Here is a 26389-nt window from a genome sequence, read left to right as displayed (position 1 = left end):
TTGGGCGAAATGGGTAAATATCGGCCAGCAATGGATATGTGAACGTCCCGATATCATTGATAAGATGTAGATATTATAGCATAAATTGAAGCCCGTTCCCGAAGTACAGGAATGGGTAATGACTTCGAAAGAGGAGTGTTACGATGGCCATCATCCAAAATCCGATCCTTACCGGTTTTAATCCCGATCCTTGCATTTGCCGGGCAGGCGAAGACTATTACATTGCTGTATCCACCTTCGAATGGTTCCCGGGCGTCGGGATTTACCATTCGAAAGACTTGAAGCATTGGCGCCTGGTTTCCAGACCGCTTAACCGGCTCAGCCAGCTTAACATGACGGGCAATCCGGATTCGGGCGGCATTTGGGCCCCCCAATTGTCTTATGCAGACGAACGTTTTTGGCTCATTTACACCGACGTCAAGGTGACGGAGGGGCAGTGGAAAGATTGCCATAACTACCTCGTCACGTGCGAGACGATCGACGGGGAATGGTCCGATCCGGTCCATTTGAACAGCTCGGGGTTCGACCCGTCGCTGTTCCATGACGAAGACGGAAAAAAATACCTCGTCAACATGATGTGGGACCAGCGCGTCGGCCATCATCCTTTCTACGGCATCGTGCTGCAGGAATACGACGCCGAGCGGCAATCGCTCGTCGGCAAACCGGAAGTCATTTTCAAGGGTACCGACATCAAGCTGACGGAAGCGCCCCATCTTTATAAAATCAACGGGTACTACTACCTGCTGACGGCCGAAGGCGGCACCCGTTACGACCATCAGGCGACGATCGCCCGATCCAAACATCTCCGCGGGCCGTACGAAGTGCATCCGGACAATCCGCTCATCTCTTCATGGTCTACGCCGCGGAATCCGCTGCAAAAAGCCGGACATGCCTCGATCGTGCAGACTCATACCGATGAATGGTTCCTCGTCCATCTGACGGGCAGGCCGCTGCCGCGGGAAGGCCAACCGCTCCTGGATCCGCGCGGGTATTGCCCGCTTGGCAGGGAGACGGCGATCCAGCGTTTGGAATGGCGGAACGACTGGCCTTACGTCGTTGGCGGCAACTCCCCCGCCCTGGAGATCGAAGGACCGGACATGCCGGAAATGCCTTGGGAGCCGGATGTTCCCGAAAAAGACGACTTCGACGGCAGCGTGCTGAACCTGCATTTTCAAAATCTGCGCATTCCGTTAGGACCGGAGACGTTATCGCTGACCGACCGGCCCGGACATCTTCGCCTGTACGGCCGGGAATCGCTGACGTCCAAGTTCACCCAGGCCTACGTGGCGCGGCGCTGGCAGCACTTCCGGTTTACGGCGGAAACCAAGGTGGCCTTCAGGCCGGACACCTTCCAGCAATCCGCAGGGCTCGTCAATTACTACAATACGCAAAACTGGACGTCCTGCCAGATCACGTGGAACGAGGAGAAAGGCCGCATTTTGGAGCTCGTCACCTGCGACAACTTCGTCTTCGACCAGCCTCTGAAAGGCCGGGAAATTGCGATTCCGGACGAGGCGGAATACGTGTACTTGCGCGTCGACGTCGATGATGACGTTTATCGTTACTCCTATTCGTTCGACGGCAAGGATTGGACGACGCTTCCGGTGACGCTCGATTCCTCCAAGCTGTCGGACGACTACATCCAGGGCGGCGGGTTCTTCACGGGAGCGTTCGTCGGCATGCAGTGCCAGGATACGTCCGGACGCCGCCAACACGCGGACTTTGATTATTTCAGCTATATCGCGCGGTAAGAAGCGCCAACTGGTTCATCGAAGACGGTCTGCCCAGGCAGATCGTTTTTGCTTGGCAGATCCTCGGTCCCCCTTTACCGCCAGTCCTCCGTTATATACAATGAAGTCCCTTCCACGTGTTATTGGAAGGGACTTTTTATGCAAGCCGCCTGCCGGCAGCATAAAAGCTTGCCCGAAGACTATAACCAATCTTCGCGGCAAGCTTTTGTTTCTTTTTAACCTTTCACCGAGCCGGCGGCGATTCCTTCCACGATCCGGTCGCTCAGGAACAGGAACATGACGAGGATCGGCAAAATGCTGATCATCAGCGTCGCCCCGATCGAACCCCAATCGGTCGTGTACTGGCCGATAAAGTTTTGCACCCCGACCGTCAGCGTCTTGTACGAATCCGAGCTGATGAACGTGTTGACGAAAATGAATTCGTTCCAGTTATAAATCATGTTGATGATGCCCGTCGTGGCAATGACCGAGCTGGTCATCGGCAGCACGATCCGGAAAAACAAGCGGTTGACGGAGCAGCCGTCCATCACTCCCGCCTCCTCCACTTCCCGCGGCAGCGCGTAATAAAAACCGAGCATGATCATGATCGTGATCGGCATGTTAAACGCCACGTAGGACAAAATCAGCGACAGCGGATTGTCGTTCAGCCCGGCTTTGTTGAACATGCTGAACAACGGAATCAGCGTGGAATGGACGGGAATCATCATCGCCACCATAAACAGGCCGAGCACAAGCGAGCTTCCCTTCCATTTCATCCGCGTCATGGCGAACGTCGCGAGGCTTCCCAGCATAATCGTCAGGGCCGACGCGGCGATCGTGATCCATACGCTGTTCAGAAAATAAACGCTGATATTGCCCGCGCTCCATACCTTTTCGTAGTTTTCCCAGCGGAAATGGGTCGGGAGCGAAAGCGGCGGGAGGTTGAACACTTCCTGATTGTTTTTCAAAGAGAAAAAGAACAGCCAGACGAGCGGCAGCAGCTGCAGGGCGGCAACGGCCGTCAATACGATGTACAAGACGCCGTAACCGATTTTTTTGCCCGTCTTGGACTTCGGCGACATCTGCCGGGCAGGCGGCAACAAAGCTTCGGACGTCATAAAGCGGCCCTCCTTAGGAATATTGAATCGTATCTTTCGTGGCGGTCAGCTTGCGGATGATCCAGGTCACGACGAGACAGATGACCAGCAGGAAAAAGCCGATCGCGCTGCCGTAGCCGAAATCATAAGCACGGAACGCCGTATGATACATGTAGGACGCCATCACTTCGCTCGAGCCGTTGGGTCCGCCGTCGGTCATGACGTAGATCAAATCGAAATACTTCAAGGAACCGACCGCAGCCAGCACGATCGTCACCTTGATCACTTCCATGGCCAGGGGCAGCTTGATTTTCCAGGCGATCTGCCAGGAGTTCGCCCCGTCAATTTTTGCCGCCTCCTCCAGCGAGGATGGGATGTTTTTGAGGGCGGCGTAATAGATCAAAATATAGAAACCCGCATACTGCCACAAAATCGGAACGAACAGGGCAAACAGCACCAGCTTCGGCTCCGACAGCCATGCAGGGGGATTGGCAAAACCAAGCGACTCCAGCACGCTGTTGACGATGCCGTTCGACGGATGGTAAATCCGCAGCCACAGCTGCGCAATGGCCACCGAAGACAGCAGCATCGGGATCAAATATATTTTCCGGAACAGGTTGGCGCCTTTGATCCGGGCGGCCAGCACCATCGCGATCGCCAGGTAAACAAGCAAGCTCGCGCACGAAAAAACGGCAAGCAGCAGGGAATGCCAGGCGCTGTTCCAGAAGGTGCGGTCCCCAAGCAGCTCCGCGTAATTGTCCAGCCCGACGAACTTCATGCGGCCGATGCCGTTCCACTCGTTCAGCCCGTAATAAGCGGTCAAAACGATCGGAATATAAACTATGGCCAATATCAGCAGCAGCGCGGGCAGCACGTACAGCGCAATCATTTTTTTGTTGGACATGACCTTGTCCATCGCTTCCGTCTCCTTTCTGGATGAGGATGCCGGGAAAAACTGATCCGGCCTGACGGCCGGATTCAGTGCGTGTTTGCTTCTCCCGTACCCTTCTTCTCGTTAGTTGCCCTTCGCAATCGCCTTGTCATGTTCTTCCGAAAATTGCTCAGGGGAGACGGCTTTGCCGAACAGCGCCTGAATGTTGTTCAGATGCGTCTCGGCCGCGTTGGCCGGCATTTGTACGTCCGCAAACAGGGTAATGCTGCTCGCTTTATTCATTTCGTTGAACAGATCGATGTACAATTGAGGCAAATCAAGGGAAGACGTATCCACTTTGGTCGCCGGAATGACGCCCGCGCCGGTGACCGATTGCTCGCCCCATTTGGTCACGAAATACTCCACAAAAGCTTTGGCTTCTTCTTTCACTTCGGAATTTTGGGATACGAACAGGCCTACGCCCGGGCCGCCCACCCAGCTGTCGATATTGCCTTTGCCGCCTTCCACCGTCGGGAATTTGAAAAAGCCGACGTTGTCGCGGAATTCCTTCGGAATCTCTTCATTGGTCGTATAGTTCGGCAGTTCCCACGTGCCCATCAGGTACATGGCCGCTTTGCCGTTCAAAAACTCGGATTTGCCTTCCTCGTTGGACAATCCGTTAAAGCCCTTGATAAACGCATTGCTGTCTACCAGCGACTGCACTTCCTTGGCCGCCTGCACGAGACCCGGGTCCTTGAACGAACCGGAGCCGGCGATCGCGTCCGCAAGCGCTTTTTGCCCGGCAATGCGGTCGGCGAGGTACATGTACCAAAGCGATCCGGTCCAGCGGTCCTTGTTGCCGAGCGCGATCGGCGCGACGCCGTTGTCGGAAAGCGTTTTTGATACCGCCTTAAATTGCTCGTAGGTTTGCGGAACTTCGAGATTGTATTTCTTGAAAATCGCTTTATTGTAATAGATCGGCGCAATGTTGAATTCAAGCGGAAGCGCATACGTTTTGCCGTCGATCGCGTAAGCTTCGGTCGTGCCGGCCACGAACTTGTCCTTCAGCTCGCCGCTCAGCAGGTCATCGACCGGCGCAAACAGGTTACCTTCGACGTAAGGCTTCAGGAATCCGGCCGCCCAGGTCACGCCGACGTCCGGCAGCTCGTTGGAAGCGGACAACACTTTCAGTTTGTTTTTGTACTGCTCGTTGTCGAGCACTTCCTGCTTGATCGTGACGTTCGGGTGCTCTTTTTGATAGTCGTTTATGATCTGGTTGACGATTTTGTTCTGCCCGGCGGATACGCCTTCAGGCCATAAATGCATAAACTTGATCGTTACTTTTTCGCCGGCCTTGTCGCCGCCTGCGGAGGAGGATGCATTCGAACCTTCGTCCTTTTGGCCGCAGCCGGCCGCAAACAACGCGACGCACAGCGTCAATAGCAAAACGCCCCATTTTTTACCGAACATCTTTCACAGCCCCTTTTTTCGTTATCTGTAGACAGGTTGCAACCGCTTACCTAAAGTGTATCAGCGCGCCGCCCGGGCCGTAAGGTCAGAGAGATTGGGACTCATACCACTTTTATTGGATCTTCGCATCCTCGTCCAGCCACTGCTGCCTGTACTGCCCCGGACTTACCCCTTCCAGGGAACGGAACACCTTCACGAAATATTTGGGCGTCTGGTAACCGGCCTGCTCCGCGATTTCTGCGATGGACAGCCTTGTGCCGGTCAGCAGTTCCTTCGCCCGCTGTACTCTCCGCCTGGTGACGTAATCGCTGAACGTAAGCCCCGTCTGCTCCTTGAAGTGAACGCTGAAATAGCTCGCATTCATATGCAGATGTTCGGCGGTTTCGCGCAGCGAGACCGATTCCCCCAGATGCTCGTCGATGTACTGGAGCGCCTTTTGGACCTGGGGGCTGTAGACCTTTTCTTCCTGAACCGTTTCGAGCAGCTTGGGGTCCACCAGCTTCCGCATCCGTTCGATCCGGCCGTTCCACTGCTCCCGCTGCAACGCCGTTTCCACCGCCTGGACGAGCTTGGTTTTGTCCAGCGGCTTCAGCAAATAATCGACGACCCCGAATTTCAGCGCGGTGCGCGCGTATTCGAAATCGGAATGGCCCGAAATGATAATGACGACCGGAGGATGAGGCATGCCGGCGATCCGCTCCACGAGTTCAAGCCCGTTGATTTCCGGCATGCGGATATCGGTCACGAGCAGGCTCGCGTCATGGTTCTCCAGCCAAGTCAGCGCTTCCCCGCCGCTTGAGGCGATTTCGATCCGGTAACGTCCCGAGGACCACATCTCCAACGTTTTGCGGATGCCTTCCCTCGTCCGCGGTTCGTCGTCCACGACAAGAATATTTTTCATTGGGATCTCCCCTTTCCGTCATCAGGTATTTCCAAAGAAACCGTCGTGCCTTTCCCTTCCTCGCTGCGAATCGAAAGCCCTTCCGCTTTGTCCATGTAATACAGCCGAAGCCGCCGCTCCACGTTGACGATGCCGACGCCCTTCCCTTTGGAGGAGCTCATGTAACCTTCCCGCATCGCTTCGTGGATCGAGGATATTTTGTCGGCGGACATTCCCGGGCCGTCGTCCGTCACCGTAATGCGCGTATACCCCTCGCGTTCGGAAGGCCGTACCTCCAGCACGACCATGCCCGGACCGGTACGCTGCTCGACGCCGTGCAAAATGGCGTTTTCGACGAGCGGCTGGATGAGCAGCTTCGGCAGCGGAACCATGCGGCAAGCTTCATCGGCGTCGATCCGCCAGGCCAGCCGGTCCAGCATGCGCATTTTCATGATCGTCAAATACCTGGCCGCATGATCCAGCTCGTCCCCGATCGTTACCCACTCTTCGTCGTCGGACCGGTTAATGACGTACCGGAACAGGCCGGACATGGCCACGACGATTTGCGCCAGCTCTTCCTCCCCCTGATCCTCCAACGCCCAATAGAACGCTTCCAACGTGTTGAACAGAAAATGGGGGTTGATTTGCGCCTGCAGCGCTTTCAATTCCGTCCGGCTCTGGATGATCTCCTTCTGGTATACGACCTCGATCAGCTCGTTGAGCGAATCCACCATCTGGTTGTACGTGTTGTTCAGCTCCTGGAGTTCCATCGTGGAGGAGTCGATCGTATTGCGCTTCAAATTGCCGAACCTGGAGCCGCGCATCGCTTTGATCAGGTTCAAGATCGGCCGGGTGATCATCGTGGACAGCATGAAGCTCAAGACCAGGAAAAGCAGCGCCCCGGCGAGGCCGGACACGATAATGACCGTCCGCAGCACCGAAATGCCCTCGGTCGTATAATTCACCGGCGTCAAAATGACAAGATCCCAGCCGGTTTTTTTGGACTGGCGTTCGACGGCGATGTACGCTTCGCCGCCCAGCCCGATCGTCTCCCCGTCGCGGTGAAGCACCTGCCGGGAAAGGATCGCCGGCCCGAAGCTGGAAAATATTTTTCTGCCCGCTTCATCGAACAACCCCATCGTCTCCTGCGTTTCGGTCGCGGAATGGATGTCGGAGAGCGCAAAATAGCTTTTGTCGATCCGGACGAGCACGTAACCGCCGTGGGCAAAAGATTCGTCCATCAGCCTGACCTGCCGGATCGCGACGACCGTGTCCGGATCGAGCGGATCCAGGCCGAGCCAGACCAGCTTGCCCCCGTTTTGGTCCACCCTTTGGATCCAGGCGGCGGACACTCGGTCGGTAAGCTCGAGGTCGTACAGGGGCACCAGGCTCCGGTAATCGGTCGTATACAGCTCCAGCGAACGGATTCCGGTCGTGTAAGCTTCGTATTTTCGCACCTCTTGTTGCAGCGACTGGCGCATGGCGAAGCTGACCCGCTCCCCCCGCACCTCCCGGCCCAGCAGCGATTGAATCGTCGCATCCGTCGCCACCTGCGTCGACAGCATGTCGATCTGCTGCAGCAGCGCGTCCAGCTGTCCGGCAGCCTGCACCGCCGTCTGCTGAATATGCTTCTGGGCGTTGTTGCGGAGCAGCACCGACACCCGGTCGAACATAAAAAAGCCGACAAGCGCCAAAATGATACACATGACCAGCATGAATCCAAGAAAGATTTGGTTGCGCAGCGTGTTCCTTTTTCCCAAATGTATCAACAACTCACTTCTCCCCCTTGAAGCTCCCCATGTCTGCCTGCATTGTACACCAAAAACGCGCCGGCTGACGAGAGCGTCGCGCCTTCCGCATGGCACGGCATCCGGAAGCAACGGAAAAAGCGCCCTTCTTCAGAGCGCTTCAGCCAACCGTTTTTTCCATTCTATCGGGCTTTTTCCTCTTTCCGCCTTGGCCTCAGACCCGTTCTTTCGTTCGAACTCCCGGAAATTTATTTTCCCGCAAGCCGGGCCACGCGGTCATAGGCCGGTTTCGGCCGGTGCCGCTCGTCGAACAGGAACGGCCAGTTTTTACGGCCGCGCACCGGAAAATCGTCCAGCCACGTATAATCGTCCGCGGCTCCCCAGAACGTGACGGCGCTGACCGTCCCGCGGTATTCCTTCAGCAGCCGGAACACCGCTTCGTACACCTCGGCCTGCCGTTCCAGCATGCCGGGCTCGGGCTCCGCCAGATCCGTCCGCCGGTCGTCAAACCTGAAAACCGACACGTCCAGCTCCGTCAGCTGAAGCTCCAGCCCCAGGGAGGCGTATTTTTCGATTGCCGCGCGGATATCGTCAAGCGACGGATCGAAAATGTTCCAGTGCGCCTGCAGGCCGATGCCGTGGATCGGAACGCCCTGTTCGAGCAGCGACTTGACCAAGACGTAGATTTTGTCGCGTTTATGCGGATGGGATTCATTATAGTCGTTGTAGAACAACCGGGCGTTTGGATCTGCTTCATGCGCGAATTCAAACGCTTTGGAGATAAAGCCTGGACCTGCGATATCCAGCCATTTCGACGGCCGGAGCAGTTCGCCGCCCTCGTCGGCGACCGCTTCATTGACGACGTCCCAGGCATAAATCTCGCCTTTGTACCGTCCGACAACGGTTTCGATATGGGAGCGAAGCCGCTCCAGCAGAACCTCCTTGCCGGCGGGGCGTCCGTCCCCGTCCTGAAACAGCCAGTCTCCGGTTTGGTTATGCCACACCAGCGTATGTCCCCGCACAGCCATGCCGTGCCGGCGCGCAAAATCGACGATTGTGTCGGACTCGTCAAACGCGTAGACGTCCTCCGCCGGATGAATATTCTCGAACTTCATCTCGTTTTCCGCCGTCACGCTGTTAAAATGCCGCTTCAAAAGTTCCTCTTGCGTTTGAATTGTCCCGGAGCTGACCGCCGCCCCGATCTTGAAATCGTCCGCAAACACGTCTTTTAACGCTGCCTCGGCCGTCTTTGATTGATTCATGAACCTCTCCCCCTTCTGCTTTCCGTAAAACGATGGATTCGGATCTTCGGGAAGCACCGTCCTCCCGGGCTAAGGTACACCTTTCGCATACCGCTTATTCTTTTACGCTTCCCACGTTCAGGCCGACGACAAAATATTTTTGCATAAACGGATAGACGAGCAAGATCGGCACGGAAGCCACGATCGTAACCGCTGCCCGGATCGACAACGGGGTTACCATCGAAACGGCCGCATCCTGCGTCATGCCGGCCCCGTTGGCCACGGCCGGGTTGCTGTTGGCGTTCATGCTGGATGACAGCAGCTTCATCAGCTCGTATTGCAGCGTGCTGAGCTCCTGCCGCGACGAGGTGAACAGGAAGGCGTCAAACCAGGAGTTCCACGCCCCTACGGCGACAAACAGCGCGATGGTGGCGAGCACGGGTTTGCACAGCGGAAAAATGATCCGCCAAAAAATTTTGAACTCCCCCGCTCCGTCGATTTTTGCCGACTCCACCAGGCTTTCGGGGATCGTGCCGATATACGTGCGGATCACGATCATATTAAACGCGCTGATCATCGACGGAAGGACGTAGACCCAAAACGTATTGATCAGATGCAAATCTTTCATCAGGAAGTATCCCGGAATCAAACCGGCGTTAAAATACATCGTCAGCACGAATATAAGCGTGATCGGCTTGCGGAATACGTACTCCCGCCGGCTGAGCGTGTAGGCGAGCATCGTCGTCAAAAAGATGTTCAGCACGGTGGAAAGCACCGTCCTCGCCACGGAAATCAGGAAAGCGTCGTAGATCGTTCCCGACGCAAACACGGCCTTGTAGTTTTGCAGCGTAAACTGCCGCGGCCACAAGTAAAGTCCGCCCCGAATCGTATCGTTGCCGGCATTAAACGACACGACGATCGTGTTCAGGAAGGGATACAGCGTGACCACGACCAGCAAGACCATGAACACTGTGTTGAACGTATGAAAAAGAGTCGGCTCGATCCGGCTTTTCCCGCTCCGTTTATACGTCGCAGCAGCCGGCACCGGCCCCGGGGTGATGGTTTGGTTTCCCATGTCTATAACAGCCTCTCTTCCCCTAGTCGTTTGGCAATCCAGTTGGCGATCAGCAGCATCGTGACGCTGACGACGGTTTTGAATATGCCGCCGGCCGTCGCTAACGAATAGTTGCCTTGCGCTATCCCGTACTTCAGCACAAAGATGTCGATCGTTTCCGCCCAATCCACGACAAGCCCGTTGCCGAGCAGATACTGCACCTCAAATCCCGCTTCCAAGATGTGGCCGATCGACATGATCAACAAAATGACGATGGTCGGCTTGATGCCCGGAAGCGTGACGTGGAACATTTTCTTGTAACGGCTGGCCCCGTCGATTTCGGCGGCTTCGTACAGCGCCGGATCGATGGAAGACATGGCGGCCAAATAAATGATCGTGTTCCAGCCGACTTCCTTCCAGACGTGGGAAGCGCCGACGACGCCCCAAAAATAATGGCCTTCGCTGAGCCACAGGATCGGCTCCTTAATCAAATGCAGCTTCATCAAAACGTCGTTGACGATGCCGTCCGAAGCCAAGGTTGTCGCCACGATGCCGGTAACGATGACCCAGGACAGGAAATGCGGCAAATAGGAAATGGTCTGTACCGTCCGTTTCCAGAATACTTTTTTAATTTCGTTCAGCAAAAGCGCCAAAACAATCGCCGTCACAAACCCCAATACCAGATTGATGACGCTCATGGCGAGCGTATTGCGAAGTACGCGCAAAAAATTGTCATCCAGAAACAAAAACTTGAAATGCTTGAATCCTACCCATTTTTGATCCGCAAAATCGAGGGCCGGCTTGTAATCCTGGAATGCCATCGTCCAGCCCCAGATCGGCACGTAAGAAAACAAGATGATATACGCCAGCAAAGGGACCGACATCCAGATCAACTGCCGCTGGTTTTTGATCAAGGACCAGGTTATCGGCTGCCTTTTCCCTTTTTTCGGTTTGCGGACGACGGGCTTTTTCGTTAAGGTCTCTTCCATCATTTTTTCTCCCCACCGAGCCTTGGATTTAAGAAAGCGGAAGGCCGCATTGGCGCCTCCCGCCTCCAGCTAGCTTCTGATGCCTTACTTCACCGACCAGTTCTCGATCCGCCATTGAAGAACTTCGTTGATCCGATCCTCGTAAGCTTTAATGTTCAGCTTGTGGATCTCGTTCGTATATTCCGTCCATACGCTGTCAAAATCGGACGGGTTTGCCAAGATCGCTTTCGGCAAAAATTTGGTCGACAAGTCGTTTAGCTTCGTATTGACGATTTTGGCTTCGGAACCTTCCACCAGATCGACGCTCCATGCCGGATAATAGATCGGATTCTCCGGCGCCGGGCTGAAGAAATCGACATAGCTGTTGAAGCCGTAGGCCTTCAGGAACTTTTTGTCGTATTCTTCGAGGCCTGCCTGGTACTCTTCCGGCTGCGCCGCGCCATCCGTCGCGTTGCCGTCGCTGAAGAAACCTTGCATTTTCGGGCTGAAGCTGTACAGCGTGTCCGCTTTGTTCGCCAGCTTCCAAGTGGCGTCCGTAAATTTGTCGCGCTGCTCCTGCGTTTTCATGAAACGGCCTTTTTCGTTCACGATGTAGTCCTCGCCTTCGATTCCCCAGGAGAGGATCTTCTGCCAATCTTCCTGGATCAGGCGGTCCCACAGCTTGATTATTTTCACCGGATCCTTGGCGTTCACGCTGATGCCGAAGCCGTTGTTCAGGTTCAGCGCCGGGCGGTCCAAATAATAATCCCTGGTGCCTTCGTCATACACGAGCGGAAGCCCTACGTACGTTCTTTCATGTTTTTTCTGCGTGATCAGGGCGTTTTCGGCGTTTTGGAAATTCCAATGCTGGTCGAACATGCCCAGTACCGTTCCGCTGGAAATTTTGGCGAGGTACTGATCGAAGTTCTGCGTGAACGTTTCTTTGTCGATCAGCCCTTTGGCGTTAATTTCGTTCAGCTTTTGATAGTAACGTTTCGCATAGTCCTTGTCGGCGAAAATTTCCGCCTTGCCGTCGTTGACGACCACGCTGCCGTCGTTCGGATGGCCGATCAAATGCTGCGGCGGGTTGAACAAGCCCCAGTTTTTCCAGTCGTAGTTCAAAATTTCGAATCCGATCGTCGGCTTGCCGTCGATGTTCGGATGTTTTTCCTTATACTTGGCGATCAGGTCGAAATATTCGTCCAGCGTTTTGACCTTCGGATATCCGGCTTCCTCAAGCACCGCCTTCTGAATCCAGAACGCCGGCCCGGAATACCATGTCGAGCTCACTTCCCCGTTGTAGGCCCCGTAGTTGGGCAAAATGTAAATGTGCCCGTCGTTCGGATCCTTCATCATGTTCCAGTACTTCTCGTAATGTTTTTTCAAATTCGGAGCATGTTCTTCGATGAGGTCTTCCAGCGGAATGTATGCGCCTGCCGCCGTCAATTTCGTATTGCCCGTCATGATGTCCGGATAGTCGGAGCCGGCGATCATGACGCCAAGCTTCTGATTCAGGTCGCCGGCCAGAAATTCGAATTTGAAGGTTACGCCCAGCTCGTCCTTAATCTTTTTGTAAATTTTGTTGTCCGGCGTCGGCTGCTGGCCGGCTTCGCCGATGAACGCCGTAATTTCAAACGGTTCGGGTTTCCCCTCGCCGCTGCCTCCCGATGCCTCGTTTCCGGCCTTGGCGTCTCCGGATGTCGCCGTCTTGTCGCTTCCTCCGCATCCCGCCAGAATGAAGCTGAACGACAGCAGCATAATCATGCCGAGCCGGATCACTGATTTTGACTTGCCCCCCATGTATAGCACCTCCGCTAAAATTTGTTACTTCAGGGATTGGAAGCCCTTACAAGTAACTTACTCTTATTGTAAAATCGCTTTCAAAACCGAACTATATCGCAATTAAAGCATTACCCCCAAAAAGTTTAGGTTTTGGTTTTGAATTCGTTGGGGCTCATGCCCATTCTTTTTTCGAAGTGCTTCAAAAATTGCCCGTAGTTGGCATAACCGACGCTTTCGGCGATTTCGCTGTTTTTCAGCTTGCCCTGCTTCAGGAGCGCCGCGGCTTCTTCGATCCGCAAATCATGGATCAGCTCGTTGAAGCCGATTCCGTTCTTCCGAATCAAAAGCTGCCCCAAATACACCGGATGCAGAAAAAATACTTCGGACAGCTTGCGGATCGTCAAAGGCTCGCGAAAATGGGCGCGGATGTATTCATTGATCTCCTGGATAATGCCCTGCGACTTCTGCGCCTGTTCGCGGGCGAGAAGTTCGATCGTGCCGCGGCCGCAAGCAAGCAGGCTGTCCATCAAATCGTCGAGGTGAATGACGGCGTCCGACATTCCGAACGGCAGCGGACGGCAGGCTTCCAGGAGACTTTCGGACTGCTCCGTTCCAAGCTCCTTCCAATAGTCCATCATTTGATACATCAGATGAATGACGAACTTTTTGACGATTTCGGGTTCGACCCACTCGTTGCGGAAACTTTGCCCGGCCGACGCCACCGCTTCGGCGAAACCGGGCGCATCCAGAACGTTCAGGGCCCCCGTCATCCGGTCGATGAGGCGCACCTGGTCGTAATGGTACCGGAAGGTTTGGTCCTTCACCGAATCGTACGCGCGGATCCGTCCGTAAGCGGTATCGTAGAAATTGAAAAGAACGGCCTCCTTGGCCGTCTTGCAGCACCGACCCAGCTCCATCAGCGTACCTGTCTCCATGCCTGTCGCCATAAACACCCGGGATGAAGCGCAGGCCTCCGACAGGCGTTCGAGAATCCGGAACGCTTCATCCTCCGACCCCCGGAACGGCGCATAACCGTACACGATCCCGAAGCTGTGCGTATCGATGTCGATCAGGTACATCGCTTCCCGCTCCCGCAGCAGGGCCGCAGCGGTTTCCCGCATCCGGGCATAAGCCGGCGGGTCGCATTGCACCAGGCAGAAATTCCACGCGGCCTTCGCGGCGGACAGACGTTGGAGCGCATCCAGATCGCCTTCGGACAGCGGTTCGTCCATCGCCGCTTTTTTAAGCAGGCACACCGTTTTTTCATGTGCGGCAATGAGGTTGATGCTCCGTTTTTCATGTTCCCTGCAAAGTTCGCGGTATACGGCCTCCAGTTCCTTTTCGGCCACCTCCTCTTCGATCGGCTTCAGCAAAAAATGGTTGATCCCGTACCGCATCGCCCGGCGGGCATATTCGAACTCGCTGTACCCGCTGACGATTACGAACATCACGCTGCGGTCCCCGTCCTTTTGCCATGCGCCGATCATCTCCAGTCCGTCCATGAGCGGCATATGGATGTCGGTCACGACCAAATCGGGCTTCAGCTCTTTGATTTTGCTCAAACCGTCGGCCCCGTTGCCGGAGGTTCCGCAAATCTCGAAGCCAAGCCGCTCCCAATCGATCCACAGCATCATGCCCTCCAAAGCTCCGGGCTCGTCATCGATCAACAGCACTTTGTAACGCATGTTCGTTCCCCCCGGCAAGTTCGTCTCGTTGATTCAACAGTTTCATGGGAATATCGAATAAAACCTCCGTTCCTTCGTCCAACCGGCTTTGAATATCGAAGCGAACCAAATCGTCGTAATACAGCTCCAGCCGCCGGTAAACGTTGCGGATGCCGATGCTGTTGCCTGAAACGTTTTCGATTTGGATGGCTTTCATGATGTCGTTCCGCTTTTCCGCGGACATGCCTTTGCCGTTGTCGGACACGGATACGTGCAGCCGGTCCCCTTCTATCGCGGCCCCGACCGTGATCAGCCCCTGCCCGTCCACGGCCTGAATGCCGTGCTTGCAGGCGTTTTCCACCAGCGGCTGGATGCTCATTTTGGGAATTTTGTAGTTCAAAACCCGTTCGTCGACATCAAAGCGGTATTCGAATTTATCCCTAAATCTAAACTTTTCGATTTTGAGGTACATTTCCGTGAACCGGATTTCTTCCTCCAGCGTCACCAGATCCTCCTTCCAGCTGAGCAGCCTGCGCAGCAGCTTGGACAAGCTTTTGATGATGTCCGTCACCTCGGAATATTCGTGTTTGGTGCATACGACAAGAATGGCGTTCAGCGTGTTGAACAGGAAATGGGGATTCATCTGGCTTTGGAGAACATTCAGCTCGGCCCTCACCTGTTCCATCTCCAGGCTTTTCTTTTGAATTTCAAGCTTGTACACGTTGTTGATCAACGAATTGATGCGCGACGTCATCATGTTGAAATTGCGGATCAGTTCCCCGATCTCGTCCTGGCCTTCGTCCATGCGGATCAGCTCGAACTTTTCGTTCGTCACTTTATGCATATGCCGGGACAACCTTTTGACGCGGTAATTGTAAGAGCGCAGCATGATGTAGATGAAGACGGACGTAAACAGCGTAATGACGGCCGCCAGAAGCCCGACGGACCACTGCATGTCGCGCATCGCCTGGCTCACCCGCGTTCCCCGCGTAATGCCGATCAGCTTCCAGCCCTTGACGTATTTGGCCGTGCCGATCGAAACGACATGGACGTCCTTGTTTTTTTCGCTGTCCGACAGGTCGAAGACGGGGTAAGCGCCGCTGACCGCATTTTGGTAGCCGCTGTCCGCCGACATGATGATTTCGTCGTTTTCGTTGACCAGATACAGGTTCAAATAATCCCGTTCGCGGATGATCACGTCATAAATTTTCCGCAGGTCGATATCGATGCGCAACAGCTTTTCGAACCGGTCGTAATAGTCGTAATAGTCCATCCGCTCGATCACGCTCAGATAAGGGGCGATCACGGAGGAGTTGCTCGCCTCGGCTTCCCGGTAGGCCGCAACCAGGACCGAATCCTTCGAACGCTCCCACAGCTTGTACCATTCGCTGTTTTTGACCTGCTGATCGATGATTTGATAATTTCCTCCCTGCACGATCGTCGGATTATCCGTGTATATGCCGATCCGCAGGATTTGGTTGTTGACCGGAATGTAGCTGCTGACCCGGTTGCGAAGCTGCTCGTCGAACGTTTCGTAAAAATCGAGCGGATTGGCGTATGTCCGGTCCAGTATCTCGTAAAGCGCTTTGTCCGTGTTCAAGGCATGGCTGACGGCCACGCCCCCGTCCACGAAATCGTGGATGTCCTTCCGGGCCCGCTCGAGCGACACCTCGAGGTTCTGCTCCTCCCGCTGCTTGATCAGCTCGGACATCCGGTCCATAAAAACGAGATGAATGACGGCGATCGGCAGCAAAACGCCGAGCAAATAGATCAAAATAAACTTGAGGTTGATCGGAATATCGTTCACGATTTTTCGGAACCTGATTTTTTTCCCTAACATGCCTGCACCATCCCGCTATTGATCCGCCTGGCGGTTTTTCCATTGTCCCTTGTAAACCGAAGGCAGCATTCCCGTGTAGCTTTTAAACTTGCTGATAAAATAATCCGTGTTCGGATACCCGACCTTCAACGCCACGTCGGAAATTTTGGCCTGCGTCCGTTTCAGCAGTTTTTTCGCCTCTTCGATCCTTTTTTCGTTCACGTATTCGTTAAAGGTTTTGCCCGTCGTTTTTTTGAACAATTGCCCCAAATACGTCGCGTTCATGTGGAACTGCCGGGATAAATCCTGCAGCTGCAGCTTGGCGTGAAATTCCCGGTCCACGTATTGGATGACATGGAAAATCGTATTGTTTTCGTTTTGTTTGGCAAGAAGCAAAAGAAGGGCGCCGGCTTCCGCGCAAAGGCATCCTACATACGCTTTCAGGGCCGGGTAATCCTTGATGTCGCCAAGGCTGCCATGCTGCTCGCGGATCCGGGCCATCAGCGGGCCGGGGGTTCCGTTCATCTCCGAAATCCGCCTGCAGAGCGTCAGCTCCAGATCGGCGATGCGGGTTTTGGCCCATTCGATGTCCGAAAATCCCGATGCAAACGACGCTACCAGATCGTGGACCTGGCCCTCCACCGCTTCCGAAAGGCCCGCGCAGACGGATTCGGCCAGCCGCTTGATTTTTTCATCATGATCTGCGCGCTGTTCCGGCGTTTTTCTGCAGCAGCCGTAAAAAAACAGCCCTTCCTTGCCCTGGCAGCGTTTGGATTTGCTGACCTCCAGCGCCTGCAAATACAGGGAGCGGATGGAGCGTACGCCGGACAGCGGATCGCTGAACGAGATAATGACCGGCCGGATCAAGCTCCCGGTCAAATCCCGATATAACGCAAGCCCGATCTCCTCAAGACGATCCGCAGAACATTCTTCCGTCGGCACGATAACGCCGACCCTCCCCGCATTGTCCTGAAAAGACCGGTCAACCGCGCCGGGAAAAAGGAGCTGCAGCCGCTCCCGCAAATCCGCCGATCCGATGTCCGTCTCCACCAGCAAACACCGCAGTTCCGCATCGGATTTCACATGCAACGCCCGCGCGGCCTGCTGCTCCAGACCTTCATCCGCTTCGCCCTGGATCAGCCTGTTCAGAAGATTGTTCAGAAACAATGAATGCATGCGGTTTTCCGTGCGCTGCGCGGCGGACTCGGCTTGGATCGATGCCCCGACCCGCTGCAAAATCGCTTCGAACTCCTCCTCGTCGATCGGCTTCAGCACATATTCGGCCACCTTTTGTTTCATGGCGGAAAGGGCATAGCCAAAATCGTCGTAACCGCTCAAGATGACGAATTTCGGAGGCCGCTCCATGGTCTTCTTGGATTGCTCCACAAGCTCCAGCCCGTTTAACGCCGGCATATGAATATCCGTCACGACGAGTTCGGGGCGAAGCCGATGGATCAGGTTCAACGCTTCGGCTCCGCTCAGCGCCTCTCCGCATACCTGAAATCCGAACTTCCCCCAATGGACCATCGTGCGCAGCCCTTCCAGAACCAACGGCTCGTCGTCGACCAACAGCACGTTCATCATTCGCATTCCCTCCCCCGTGTTTTGCGGATTTACGGGCAGCCTCCATATCCGGATGCGGCCTCGCCAAATCCTTCATGACTTTAAAGCGCTTAGTCCTTATGCTACCAAACTTGCTTGGGTCCTGAAAATACCAATCGAAGCAGCGCAGGCAGCCCCGATCTTCCGGAGCTGCCGCAGGTGCCGATTTCGAATAAAAAACGCTTCCATTTCCAATTATAAAAAACCTTTCATCGAAACGCCGATCAAAACTAAAGGTGTTACCTTAAATATTTTAGGTTTTCATGCAAAAAAAGCTGTCCTGCATGCCTTGGTGACCAGGCGGGTGCAGGACAGCATCATTCAAAATTGTTTGGCGTACAACTGGGCATACACGCCGCCCCGGGCGATCAGTTCGTCATGGGTCCCCTCTTCCGCGAGGCCATCCTCCGTCAGGACCAAAAACCGCTGGGCTCCCCGGATGGTGGAAAGACGGTGGGCGATCACGATCGTCGTCCGGCCTTCGGCCAGCGATTCCAGCGACCGTTTGACGATGTCTTCGCTTTCGTTGTCGAGCGCGCTCGTCGCCTCGTCCATGATGACGATCGGCGGATTTTTCACAAACACGCGGGCGATGCTTAGCCGCTGTTTTTGTCCGCCCGACAGCTTGACGCCGCGCTGCCCGATCTCCGAGCGGTATCCCTGCGGCAGGCCCATGATAAACTCATGCGCATTGGCCTTTACGGCTGCCGCGATGATCTCCTCGTCCGTGGCCGCCGGATTTCCGTACCGGAGGTTCTCCATGACCGTACCGGCAAACAAATAGACGTCCTGCTGCACGATGCCGATGTTTTTCCTGAGCGATTCCAGTTCGAGATCGCGGACGTCGGTTCCATCCAGCCGCACTTCGCCTGCGGTGGCGTCGTAAAAACGCGGGATCAGCGAGCATAACGTCGTTTTTCCCGCCCCGGAAGGACCGACCAGCGCAACGTACTCCCCCGGACGGATCCGCAGCGACAAGTCGTTGAGCACATGCGTCTTGCGGTCTTCGTAATGGAACGACACCCGCCTGAATTCGATGTCCCCGTTCACGCGTGCAAGCACGGCCGCATCCGGCTTGCTGGCGATGCTTGGCTTCAACTTCATGATTTCCATGAAACGCTGAAATCCGGTGACTCCTTCCTGAAGCTGCGTGCTCATATGCGTCATCCGTTGAATGGGTTCGATCATGTAGCCGATATAGAGCAAAAACGTGATCAAATCCGCCAAATCCAGCTTATGGCGAACGATTTGGGCGCTTCCGAAAATGACGACCGTTATCGTGATCAGCTGCAGCAGCATCTCGAAGCTGTTGTAAAAAAGCGCTTCGGCCCGGTACGTTTGTTTCCGGCTCTCGAGAAACCGGGAATTCTCGCGCTCGAATTTTTCGATTTCCATCCGCTCGCCTGCAAACGACTGGACGACGCGGATGCCCGATAAACTATCTTCCGCTTGGGCGTTGACGTCCGCGATCCGCTCCTTGTTTCCGGCCAACGCCTTGTTCAGCTTTTTGTTGAAATAAAGGGCGAAAAAAACGAGGATCGGGAAAAAGCACAACACCGCCAGCGTTAAAGGCGCGTCAATAAAAAACAAAATGGCAAGCGCTCCGAAAAAGCGGGAGAGCGAGCGGACGTAATCCTCGGGCCCGTGATGATAAAGCTCGGAAAGCAACAGCAGGTCGTTCGTGAGGCGCGACATCAGCCTTCCCGTTTTTTCTTTGTCGTAAAAATCGAAAGAAAGCTTCTGCATGTGGGCAAACAGCTCGCTGCGCATGTCGCTTTCCATGCGCGCCCCTACCTCGTGCCCCTTGTAATCCACGAAGTAGCTTCCAAGGTTCTGAACCGCCGCCAAAACAAGCATCAGCCCGCCGATCCAGTAGACTTTTTCCAGCGCTTGGGACAAATCCTCCTCCAGCACATGTTTCGTGATATAACGCACGAGCAGCGGAAACGCCAGCGTGACGGCGGAGACGAACAAGGCGCAGGCCAGCACGGACAGGAACAGCCTTCGATAAGGCTTGTAATAAGAAAAAAACTTTTTGATCGGAAAACGCATAGGGTACCCCTTTATACGGTTTTTTGGACGCGCATGCAAGGGGGTTGCCGTTTACCAGTTAAGCGACAGTTCCACCCTTATATGCCTGGAGCGTTGCAACCGTCGTTTTTTTCATGCCGATCTCCTCCCTACGTTGTGGTTGGTTTCATTATATTCGAAATCAAGGCTCAGGCATCCGGTAGCAGATGGTTAAATTCGTTTTTTACCGCCTAGCGATGCGCACGGGCGAAAATGCAAAAGGCGCTGCGGACATCTTCGGAAAGATGCCGGCGGCGCCTTCGGTCTTAACGGCCGGTTGATCTGCTACACATGCCTTAATTTATCCGGATTGCCGATGCTGTAGATCGTTTCGATCCGATTTTCGCGATACGCGAACGAAAAAACGTATTGCCCCACGTCCGTTACCCGGACCCGGATCCCCGGCATGCCATTGACGAAAAGAAAGGAAAACTCGGATTTCCCTTCGTACATCGCAAGCAGATTTTGGATAAACAAGATAACCCGCTCCATTCCAACGACCGGAATGCGCGCCGCCCTTGCTTTGCCGCCGCCGTCGGAATAAAAAACGACGTTTTCGCTGAGAAGCTCCAGCAGTTTGCCGGTATTCCCCTGCATCAGGGAGCTTATGAACGATTTGATCCGCTCCTCCGCTACGTGCACCGCAGGAACCGAATCGGGATCGAAATGGATTCCGGCTTTGGCCCGGCGGTAAATCTGGCGGCAGTTCGCGCCGCTTTTTCCGACCATATCCGCGATTTCCTCATACGAATAATGGAAAATTTCCCGCAGCAGGAAGACGGCCCGTTCAACCGCGTTCAACTGCTGCAAAAGCAAAAGATACGCCATGGAAATCGTCTCCTTTTGCATGTAGACGGCAGAGGGCTCTTCTTCGGCGGCCGCACGGCCGACCAACGGTTCCGGTAGCCAAGGCCCCACGTAAAGCTCCCGCTTTCTGGCCGACGAACGCAGCAGGTCCAGGCAGCGATTGGTTGCGATTTTGTACAAAAAGGCCCTCTCATTGCGGATGGCGCCGGGATCCGGCAGCTGGTCGTACGCCAGAAACGCTTCCTGCACGATGTCCTCCGCATCCATGACGCTGCCCAGCATCCGGTAAGCCAACGAAAACAGCTCGTTTTTATACAATCGATACAGCGTTTCGGTACTCATCTTCAGGCATTCCCTCCGTTCCCGTCCGGGCCAAAATATGCCGCACGGCCCGTTTGGCGCTTGCCGTCGCGGCATCGACCAACTGTTCGCCATGCGACGCCCAATCTCCTGCCACGTACAACCCCGCGATTTCGGGCACGACCGGACCCGGGTTCTCCTTGCGCTTGATATGCATAAAATCATGGCACACCGTCATTTTCGGAAGATATTGTTTGGCCGCCAACTCGTTCCGCCAGCCCGGCTGCACCAGTCGAGCGTCTGTTCAAGCTCAAGCAAATCCCGCTTGGCATCCGTGTCCGTTCCTTGGTATTTCATCAGCGAAATCACTTGGGCTCCGTCATCGCTTAAGCAGGCCGCGCGCGATTGGTTGCTTAAAAAGACGGTTTGATCGATGCCGTACACGAATTGCTGCTTCGGTTTGGGCAGGCGCCGCAAAGCCACGTCCAGACAGGCGGCCGTAACCGGAATCGCTTGTTCCTTCCACGTACGGAGCGCGGTTCGTTCGGCCTGCGGGACCAGGCGATACGCCTCTTCGGGCGGAGCCGCGATGATGATGCTGCCGGCGACGATTTTCGTCCCGTTGTCGCACAGGACATGCTGGACGGCGCCTTGATCATGGCCGATCGCAACCGCTTTGCTGCCCGTCAGGCAAGCAACGCCCAAGCGGGAGGCCAATTGTCTTAATTCCTCCACGGTTTCTCCCCAACCCCGATCCAGATAGAGCACGCCTTTCAAAGCGTTTTTGAGCTGCCTGAGCGCCGGACCCGCGGCTTGCAGATCGGGTGCGGCCACATAACTTGCCGTGCGCAGCAGGGAATAAAAAATGTGCCGGACCATCGGGTCTTTGATCTGGCCTTCGATCCATTCGCGGAGGCTGATCCCGTCATAAAGGCGGACATCCAGCTTGCCGAATTTCGCGAGCCACGCGGCGAGCTCCATTTTCCCTTTCCAGGAAACCAGCGGGGTGGCCAACAACGATGGGGCGTTCGTCGGAAGCATCTTCAGCGTCCCTTTCCAAATCCCGTAGGCGTCAACCGACGGCTGATTTCCTTGCAGTCGTAATCCCAGCTCCCGAAACGTCTCCCAAGCGTCCCCATGGTACAAAGCATGCCCTCCCAAATTGAAGTACGCTCCGTTTTTCTTGTTGGTGATCGCCCGGCCGCCCAACCGCTCCTGCTTTTCGATGAGCACCGTTTGTTTGCCTGCTTTTGCCGCATAGACGGCCGCCGTCAAACCCGCGACCCCACCGCCTACAATCGCCACGTCCGCTTTTTTCATTCCAAATCCTCTCCTTCCGTTTGGTTACCCGTATGACGGGGAAGGGGAGCGAAACGTGACAAAAATAAATATTTTTTCGCCGGCAGGATTTGAAATCGCTGCGGATCGCCGCAGCCTTCCGGGAATCGGGGCTCCGACCGGCCGGCCGCATGCCGCAAAAAACGGGATTCAAGATTGAATCCCGTTTTCCCCGCTCCATGTATCATGCAGGCCTTTACTCCGCGTCCGCCGTCCCCCACAATCCCCCGCCCGGCAAAGGGCAGCTGCGGGCCTTCAGCTTGGCCGCCACGGGAATGATGCAGCCGCAGACGGAGCAGCTGATGCCGTCCTGAAGTTTCGGGCAGGAGCGGCAGATGGCGAGTCTCTGTTGATAAACCTCCTCCGGCACGCAATGCTCGGACGAAAACATCGGATGGGACAACACGCGTTGGATATACTCGTCATTCACCTGATATTCGGGGCCGCATCCTTTGCATGCGCCGCGATTGGCGGTTTGCATCGCCCGTTTGCCCCTACGCGAGCTCGATGACCGTCACGGATTTCGACGGCAGCTCCAGCTCAAGACGAGAACCTTCGAGCTTAAAGGCATGGAACGGCTGAGGCGCGATCCGCTCCGGCTGATCGAACGTGTTATGCGCATCGAGAACGTCCGAGGTGAGCGTAGAGCCCGAAATCGCGGGCGTAGACGTCTGCAAGCCGCGCAGGTCTATGCTGACGGACGACGACGACGCATGGTTCAGGTTGCACAAGCTGATATGGATGCGCCCGTTCGCATCCCGGGAGGCCGACGCCGACACCTCCGGAATTTCCCGGCCGAAGGCGCTATATGTACCGGACGACAGATTCAAGTCCAGCAGCTCCGCATCCTGATGCACCTTGTACATATCGAAGACATGGTAGGTAGGCGTCAGCACCATTTTTTCGCCTTCCGTCAAAATGACGGCTTGCAGCACGTTGACGGTCTGGGCGATGTTGGCCATGCGGACCCGGTCGCTATGCCTGTTGAAAATGTTCAGCGTCAGCCCGGCGACTAGCGCATCCCGCAGCGAGTTTTGCTGGTACAAAAACCCGGGATTCGTGCCGGGCTCCACGTCGAACCAGGTGCCCCATTCGTCCACGATCAACCCGACGCGTTTTTCGGGATCGTATTTGTCCATGATGGCGCTGTGTCTCGTGACCAGCTCTTCCATGTGCAGCGCCTTTTCCATCGTGACGAACCATTCCTGCTCGTTAAAGCCGGTAGCCGCCCCTTTTTGCGCCCAATCCCCGGGAACCGTGTAATAATGCAGCGTGATCGAGTCCATGAAGCGGGACGCCTCGCGCATCAAGACGTCCATCCAATTGTAGTCGCCAGCATTCGGGCCGCAGGCGATCCGGTGAATCCGGTTGTCCCCGTAGTTCCGGACGTACGTCTGGTAACGGCGGTACAAATCCGCATAATATTCCGGACGCATATTGCCGCCGCAGCCCCAATTTTCGTTGCCGACGCCGAAATAAGCGACCGACCAAGGCTCTTGGCGCCCGTTTTCGGCCCGCAGCGCCGACATCGGGGATTCCCCGCCGAAGGTCAGGTATTCCACCCATTCCGCCATTTCCTGGACGGTACCGCTTCCAACGTTTCCGTTGATATAAGGCTCGCAGCCCAACTGGGCGCATAATTCCATAAACTCATGGGTGCCGAAATGGTTGTTTTCCACGACGCCGCCCCAATGGGTATTGATCATCCGCTTGCGGTTTTCCCGCTTCCCGATGCCGTCCTTCCAATGGTATTCGTCCGCAAAACATCCGCCCGGCCAGCGAAGCACGGGGATTCGGATCCGTTTCAACGCTTCGACCACGTCGTTTCGAATGCCGTTCGTGTTCGGAATCGGCGAATCTTCGCCTACCCAGATTCCTTCATAGATGCATCTGCCCAGATGCTCGGAAAAATGACCGTAAATATTTTTGTTGATCTGTCCTTTGGCAATGTCCGCGTTCAGTACGCCGTTTTGGGCCATTCTAGTTCTCCTCCGTTTTTTCAATAAATTGGATGTATTCAAAGTATAGGAGCTTGATTTCCCCCGGACAATGAATTAAACTGCCCATTAACTGACCTATCGTGCTTGATCGTGAGGAGGAAAGGACATGATTCGCGTCATCAATTGCGGTTACAATTACATCCATCGGGATGGGGTTAGGATCGACCGTCCTGCCGGGGCGGGCAATTACGCTTTCGTTTTTTTCCGGAGCCATGCGGAGGTCATCGTCGGGGGCAGGCGCCTGTCCGCGGCCAAAAACTCTTATGTGCTGTTCCGGCCGTCCACCCCTCATGCGTACCGCCACGTCGAAAAGCCGTTCGTCAACGATTGGTTCCATTGCGAGGGCGCAGAAATGGAAGCGCTTTTAGAAGAGCTCGGATTCGCCTGCGACGAACCGGTGAAAGCGGCATTTCCGGCTTCCCTCACCAGGAGCATCATGGAGCTGCAGCACGTGAACCGGCTTGGCGGCCCGCTCCGGGACGGCATCGTGGACCTGGATCTCCGCAGCCTGCTCCTGAAGCTGAGCAATTGGCAGCAGCTGCCGCCCTTGCCCGAAAAAACCGAAAGGCATTATCGTCAGCTCCTGGAAATCCGCAACGAACTGTACAGCTCCCCGCAAACGGCGTATTCGGTCGGCCAGCTGGCCGCCAGAGTCAACCTCAGCAAATCCTATTTCCAGCATGTCTATAAAGAGCTGTTCGGATGCTCGGTTTCCGCCGACATGATCAACGGACGGCTGGAGCATGCCAAATATTTGCTCGATAACAGCTCCCTTTCGATCGCGGCCATTGCCAAAATGTGCGGCTACGAAAACGACACCCATTTTATGCGGCAGTTCAAAAAGTTCGTAGGAGAAACGCCCAGCGGCTATAAAAAACGCTCATGACGCTTCCTTATTCGTAAAAAAGCAGGCGGTTGGCATACGCGTTGCGGTAATCGGTCGGCGTCAGCCCCGTGATTTTCTTGAAGCTTTTCATAAACTGCTGGCTGTCCGGATATCCGAGCTGGGCCGCAATTTCGCTAATGTTTCGGTTCGTGTCGGTCAACAGCGATTTGGCCGCCTCCATTTTTTCCTGTAGCATATATTGCTTCAGCGATATCCCGGCGATGCCGGAGAACAGCGTGGACAAGTATTTCGCATTGTATCCGAAGTCCTCCGCAAGCCGGGCGACTTTCAGGTTTCCGTGCCGATGCCATTTGATGTAATCGACGATGTCATTGTAAAGCTGCCGCTGCTTCAGCCGATGCCCGGCCTGGTTCCGGACGTAAAACAGCTGGTTGAACAACTCGCAGAGGATCGTCGTAGCCATGTAGCTGCCAAGCGTTTGTTCCCTGTATGTCCGCATCGAGTCCTGCAGCTGCTTCATCAGCACGATCAGCTTGTCGGGACTGCGCAGCGCGCCCGTAGCCGGCACGACGATCATGCCCTGCTCGTAGCCGTACTCCTCAAGATCCTTCAATCGCTCATGGCCGCCCGCCGCCGTAAAGTGAAGCCAATAAAAGCTGCAGTCCGACTTTTGGTACCCGTATTGGCGCGTCCCCGGAGGCATCAGCAGGAAATCCCCTTCCTTCAGCTCGTAACGCTCCCCATCGGCGGCGATGTACAAGCTTCCCCGGGTTTGGACAAACAGCTCGAAATCCATCAACGTCCGGTCCATATGCATCCATTCCGATGACGGCGCGACGAATTTGCCCGCCATGTTCAGCGTCAGCGGCATATCCACCTTAAACCGATAATAGTCCATATCCATCCCGAACCTTTCAAACTTTTTAACACTTCATTAAAAACAGGATAGCAGATTCATCCCTTATAAACTATGGATTGCCGCGAAAAAATCTCCTCGCTCCTCTAACATCGCATCCAAGAACGAACCTTTTGACACCAATTCGAACCTTCCGCCATTTACGGCGAATTCGCGCTTGGACTAAGCTTGTCGTAGTCTAATAT

At 55.2% G+C, this 26389-nt stretch carries 22 protein-coding genes; 3 read left to right on the top strand and 19 right to left on the bottom strand.

Translation table 11 applies throughout. The features are described 5' to 3' along the window. The first annotated feature begins 143 nt into the window (after positions 1–143). Positions 144–1751 carry a glycoside hydrolase family 43 protein gene (locus AC27KL_RS10785; protein ID WP_487169644.1) on the top strand — a complete coding sequence of 536 codons (1608 nt, stop codon included), beginning with the start codon at positions 144–146 and terminating at the stop codon, positions 1749–1751. A gap of 215 nt (positions 1752–1966) precedes the next feature. Here the strand turns inward: AC27KL_RS10785 and AC27KL_RS10780 are convergent, their stop codons facing one another. The 16 genes from AC27KL_RS10780 to AC27KL_RS10705 all read right to left on the bottom strand — a co-directional run bounded on the left by AC27KL_RS10780 (position 1967) and on the right by AC27KL_RS10705 (position 22423). After that, on the bottom strand, positions 1967–2812 hold the full coding sequence (locus tag AC27KL_RS10780) for a carbohydrate ABC transporter permease (RefSeq protein WP_373316233.1): 846 nt from the start codon (positions 2810–2812) through the stop codon (positions 1967–1969). Positions 2813–2861: 49 nt separating this feature from the next. Continuing rightward, positions 2862–3743, bottom strand: coding sequence for a carbohydrate ABC transporter permease (locus AC27KL_RS10775; protein ID WP_036707971.1), 882 nt, complete (start codon positions 3741–3743; stop codon positions 2862–2864). A 99-nt stretch (positions 3744–3842) separates the two neighbouring features. After that, complete coding sequence (locus tag AC27KL_RS10770) at positions 3843–5168, bottom strand: extracellular solute-binding protein (protein ID WP_036707970.1); 1326 nt, start codon at positions 5166–5168, stop codon at positions 3843–3845. A 112-nt stretch (positions 5169–5280) separates the two neighbouring features. Next, positions 5281–6069 (bottom strand): response regulator, encoded by a 789-nt coding sequence (locus AC27KL_RS10765; RefSeq protein WP_487169643.1) that lies wholly within the window; start codon positions 6067–6069, stop codon positions 5281–5283. Next, a complete protein-coding gene (locus tag AC27KL_RS10760) occupies positions 6066–7763 on the bottom strand; it encodes a sensor histidine kinase (protein WP_487169685.1) in 1698 nt (565 codons plus the stop codon). The genes AC27KL_RS10765 and AC27KL_RS10760 overlap by 4 nt, the downstream gene beginning before the upstream one ends. A gap of 281 nt (positions 7764–8044) precedes the next feature. Beyond that, positions 8045–9058, bottom strand: coding sequence for an endo-1,4-beta-xylanase (locus tag AC27KL_RS10755; protein WP_487169642.1), 1014 nt, complete (start codon positions 9056–9058; stop codon positions 8045–8047). A gap of 94 nt (positions 9059–9152) precedes the next feature. Continuing rightward, positions 9153–10112, bottom strand: a complete 960-nt coding sequence (locus AC27KL_RS10750; RefSeq protein WP_081992175.1) for a carbohydrate ABC transporter permease — start codon at positions 10110–10112, stop codon at positions 9153–9155. Between the two features lie 2 nt (positions 10113–10114). Continuing rightward, a complete protein-coding gene (locus AC27KL_RS10745) occupies positions 10115–11080 on the bottom strand; it encodes an ABC transporter permease (protein ID WP_487169641.1) in 966 nt (321 codons plus the stop codon). Positions 11081–11164: 84 nt separating this feature from the next. Further along, entirely contained in the window at positions 11165–12859 is a 1695-nt protein-coding gene (locus AC27KL_RS10740) for an ABC transporter substrate-binding protein (RefSeq protein ID WP_487169640.1), read from the bottom strand. 125 nt (positions 12860–12984) lie between these two features. Then, entirely contained in the window at positions 12985–14526 is a 1542-nt protein-coding gene (locus AC27KL_RS10735) for a response regulator transcription factor (protein ID WP_487169639.1), read from the bottom strand. Beyond that, positions 14498–16345, bottom strand: coding sequence for a sensor histidine kinase (locus tag AC27KL_RS10730; protein ID WP_036707967.1), 1848 nt, complete (start codon positions 16343–16345; stop codon positions 14498–14500). Before AC27KL_RS10730 ends, AC27KL_RS10735 begins: the two co-directional genes overlap by 29 nt. A 15-nt stretch (positions 16346–16360) precedes the next feature. Further along, the gene (locus AC27KL_RS10725) at positions 16361–17908 is read right to left on the bottom strand and encodes a response regulator transcription factor (RefSeq protein WP_487169638.1); all 1548 of its coding nucleotides are present in this window, start codon (positions 17906–17908) and stop codon (positions 16361–16363) included. A gap of 339 nt (positions 17909–18247) precedes the next feature. Further along, positions 18248–19978 (bottom strand): ABC transporter ATP-binding protein, encoded by a 1731-nt coding sequence (locus AC27KL_RS10720; protein ID WP_487169637.1) that lies wholly within the window; start codon positions 19976–19978, stop codon positions 18248–18250. A 303-nt stretch (positions 19979–20281) separates the two neighbouring features. Further along, complete coding sequence (gene sigJ, locus AC27KL_RS10715) at positions 20282–21145, bottom strand: RNA polymerase sigma factor SigJ (RefSeq protein WP_487169636.1); 864 nt, start codon at positions 21143–21145, stop codon at positions 20282–20284. Continuing rightward, positions 21114–21368, bottom strand: coding sequence for a hypothetical protein (locus AC27KL_RS10710; protein WP_487169635.1), 255 nt, complete (start codon positions 21366–21368; stop codon positions 21114–21116). Before AC27KL_RS10710 ends, sigJ begins: the two co-directional genes overlap by 32 nt. After that, complete coding sequence (locus AC27KL_RS10705) at positions 21338–22423, bottom strand: phytoene desaturase family protein (protein WP_487169634.1); 1086 nt, start codon at positions 22421–22423, stop codon at positions 21338–21340. Before AC27KL_RS10705 ends, AC27KL_RS10710 begins: the two co-directional genes overlap by 31 nt. 55 nt (positions 22424–22478) lie before the next feature. Here AC27KL_RS10705 and AC27KL_RS10700 point away from each other — a divergent pair, with 55 nt between their 5' ends. Further along, positions 22479–22601 carry a hypothetical protein gene (locus AC27KL_RS10700; protein ID WP_487169633.1) on the top strand — a complete coding sequence of 41 codons (123 nt, stop codon included), beginning with the start codon at positions 22479–22481 and terminating at the stop codon, positions 22599–22601. A 36-nt stretch (positions 22602–22637) separates the two neighbouring features. Here AC27KL_RS10700 and AC27KL_RS10695 read toward each other — a convergent pair whose 3' ends face one another. Both AC27KL_RS10695 and AC27KL_RS10690 read right to left on the bottom strand, forming a co-directional pair. After that, on the bottom strand, positions 22638–22922 hold the full coding sequence (locus AC27KL_RS10695) for a DUF6171 family protein (protein WP_339321717.1): 285 nt from the start codon (positions 22920–22922) through the stop codon (positions 22638–22640). 13 nt (positions 22923–22935) lie between these two features. Continuing rightward, entirely contained in the window at positions 22936–24420 is a 1485-nt protein-coding gene (locus AC27KL_RS10690) for an alpha-N-arabinofuranosidase (protein ID WP_487169632.1), read from the bottom strand. Between the two features lie 127 nt (positions 24421–24547). On the opposite strand from AC27KL_RS10690, the gene AC27KL_RS10685 reads away from it, so the two are divergent. Then, positions 24548–25327 (top strand): helix-turn-helix domain-containing protein, encoded by a 780-nt coding sequence (locus AC27KL_RS10685; protein ID WP_487169631.1) that lies wholly within the window; start codon positions 24548–24550, stop codon positions 25325–25327. 7 nt (positions 25328–25334) lie between these two features. Here AC27KL_RS10685 and AC27KL_RS10680 read toward each other — a convergent pair whose 3' ends face one another. Next, positions 25335–26186: an AraC family transcriptional regulator gene (locus AC27KL_RS10680; protein WP_339321720.1), complete on the bottom strand. Its 852-nt coding sequence runs from the start codon at positions 26184–26186 to the stop codon at positions 25335–25337. Between the last annotated feature and the right edge of the window lie 203 nt (positions 26187–26389).

The sequence above is a fragment of the Paenibacillus sp. YAE3 genome, assembly GCF_057546105.1.
Note: the sequence above shows the minus strand (reverse complement) of the source record. Positions and strands in the feature narration are given on the sequence as shown.

Bases quoted from the DNA above. Each gene is read 5' to 3' on its own strand.
- AC27KL_RS10785 (WP_487169644.1), top strand. From the start codon at position 144: ATGGCCATCATCCAAAATCCGATCCTTACCGGTTTTAATCCCGATCCT.
- AC27KL_RS10780 (WP_373316233.1), bottom strand. From the start codon at position 2,812: ATGTCGCCGAAGTCCAAGACGGGCAAAAAAATCGGTTACGGCGTCTTG.
- AC27KL_RS10775 (WP_036707971.1), bottom strand. From the start codon at position 3,743: ATGGACAAGGTCATGTCCAACAAAAAAATGATTGCGCTGTACGTGCTG.
- AC27KL_RS10770 (WP_036707970.1), bottom strand. From the start codon at position 5,168: ATGTTCGGTAAAAAATGGGGCGTTTTGCTATTGACGCTGTGCGTCGCG.
- AC27KL_RS10765 (WP_487169643.1), bottom strand. From the start codon at position 6,069: ATGAAAAATATTCTTGTCGTGGACGACGAACCGCGGACGAGGGAAGGC.
- AC27KL_RS10760 (WP_487169685.1), bottom strand. From the start codon at position 7,763: ATGCTGGTCATGTGTATCATTTTGGCGCTTGTCGGCTTTTTTATGTTC.
- AC27KL_RS10755 (WP_487169642.1), bottom strand. From the start codon at position 9,058: ATGAATCAATCAAAGACGGCCGAGGCAGCGTTAAAAGACGTGTTTGCG.
- AC27KL_RS10750 (WP_081992175.1), bottom strand. From the start codon at position 10,112: ATGGGAAACCAAACCATCACCCCGGGGCCGGTGCCGGCTGCTGCGACG.
- AC27KL_RS10745 (WP_487169641.1), bottom strand. From the start codon at position 11,080: ATGGAAGAGACCTTAACGAAAAAGCCCGTCGTCCGCAAACCGAAAAAA.
- AC27KL_RS10740 (WP_487169640.1), bottom strand. From the start codon at position 12,859: ATGGGGGGCAAGTCAAAATCAGTGATCCGGCTCGGCATGATTATGCTG.
- AC27KL_RS10735 (WP_487169639.1), bottom strand. From the start codon at position 14,526: ATGCGTTACAAAGTGCTGTTGATCGATGACGAGCCCGGAGCTTTGGAG.
- AC27KL_RS10730 (WP_036707967.1), bottom strand. From the start codon at position 16,345: ATGTTAGGGAAAAAAATCAGGTTCCGAAAAATCGTGAACGATATTCCG.
- AC27KL_RS10725 (WP_487169638.1), bottom strand. From the start codon at position 17,908: ATGATGAACGTGCTGTTGGTCGACGACGAGCCGTTGGTTCTGGAAGGG.
- AC27KL_RS10720 (WP_487169637.1), bottom strand. From the start codon at position 19,978: ATGCGTTTTCCGATCAAAAAGTTTTTTTCTTATTACAAGCCTTATCGA.
- sigJ (WP_487169636.1), bottom strand. From the start codon at position 21,145: ATGAGTACCGAAACGCTGTATCGATTGTATAAAAACGAGCTGTTTTCG.
- AC27KL_RS10705 (WP_487169634.1), bottom strand. From the start codon at position 22,423: ATGAAAAAAGCGGACGTGGCGATTGTAGGCGGTGGGGTCGCGGGTTTG.
- AC27KL_RS10695 (WP_339321717.1), bottom strand. From the start codon at position 22,922: ATGCAAACCGCCAATCGCGGCGCATGCAAAGGATGCGGCCCCGAATAT.
- AC27KL_RS10690 (WP_487169632.1), bottom strand. From the start codon at position 24,420: ATGGCCCAAAACGGCGTACTGAACGCGGACATTGCCAAAGGACAGATC.
- AC27KL_RS10685 (WP_487169631.1), top strand. From the start codon at position 24,548: ATGATTCGCGTCATCAATTGCGGTTACAATTACATCCATCGGGATGGG.
- AC27KL_RS10680 (WP_339321720.1), bottom strand. From the start codon at position 26,186: ATGGACTATTATCGGTTTAAGGTGGATATGCCGCTGACGCTGAACATG.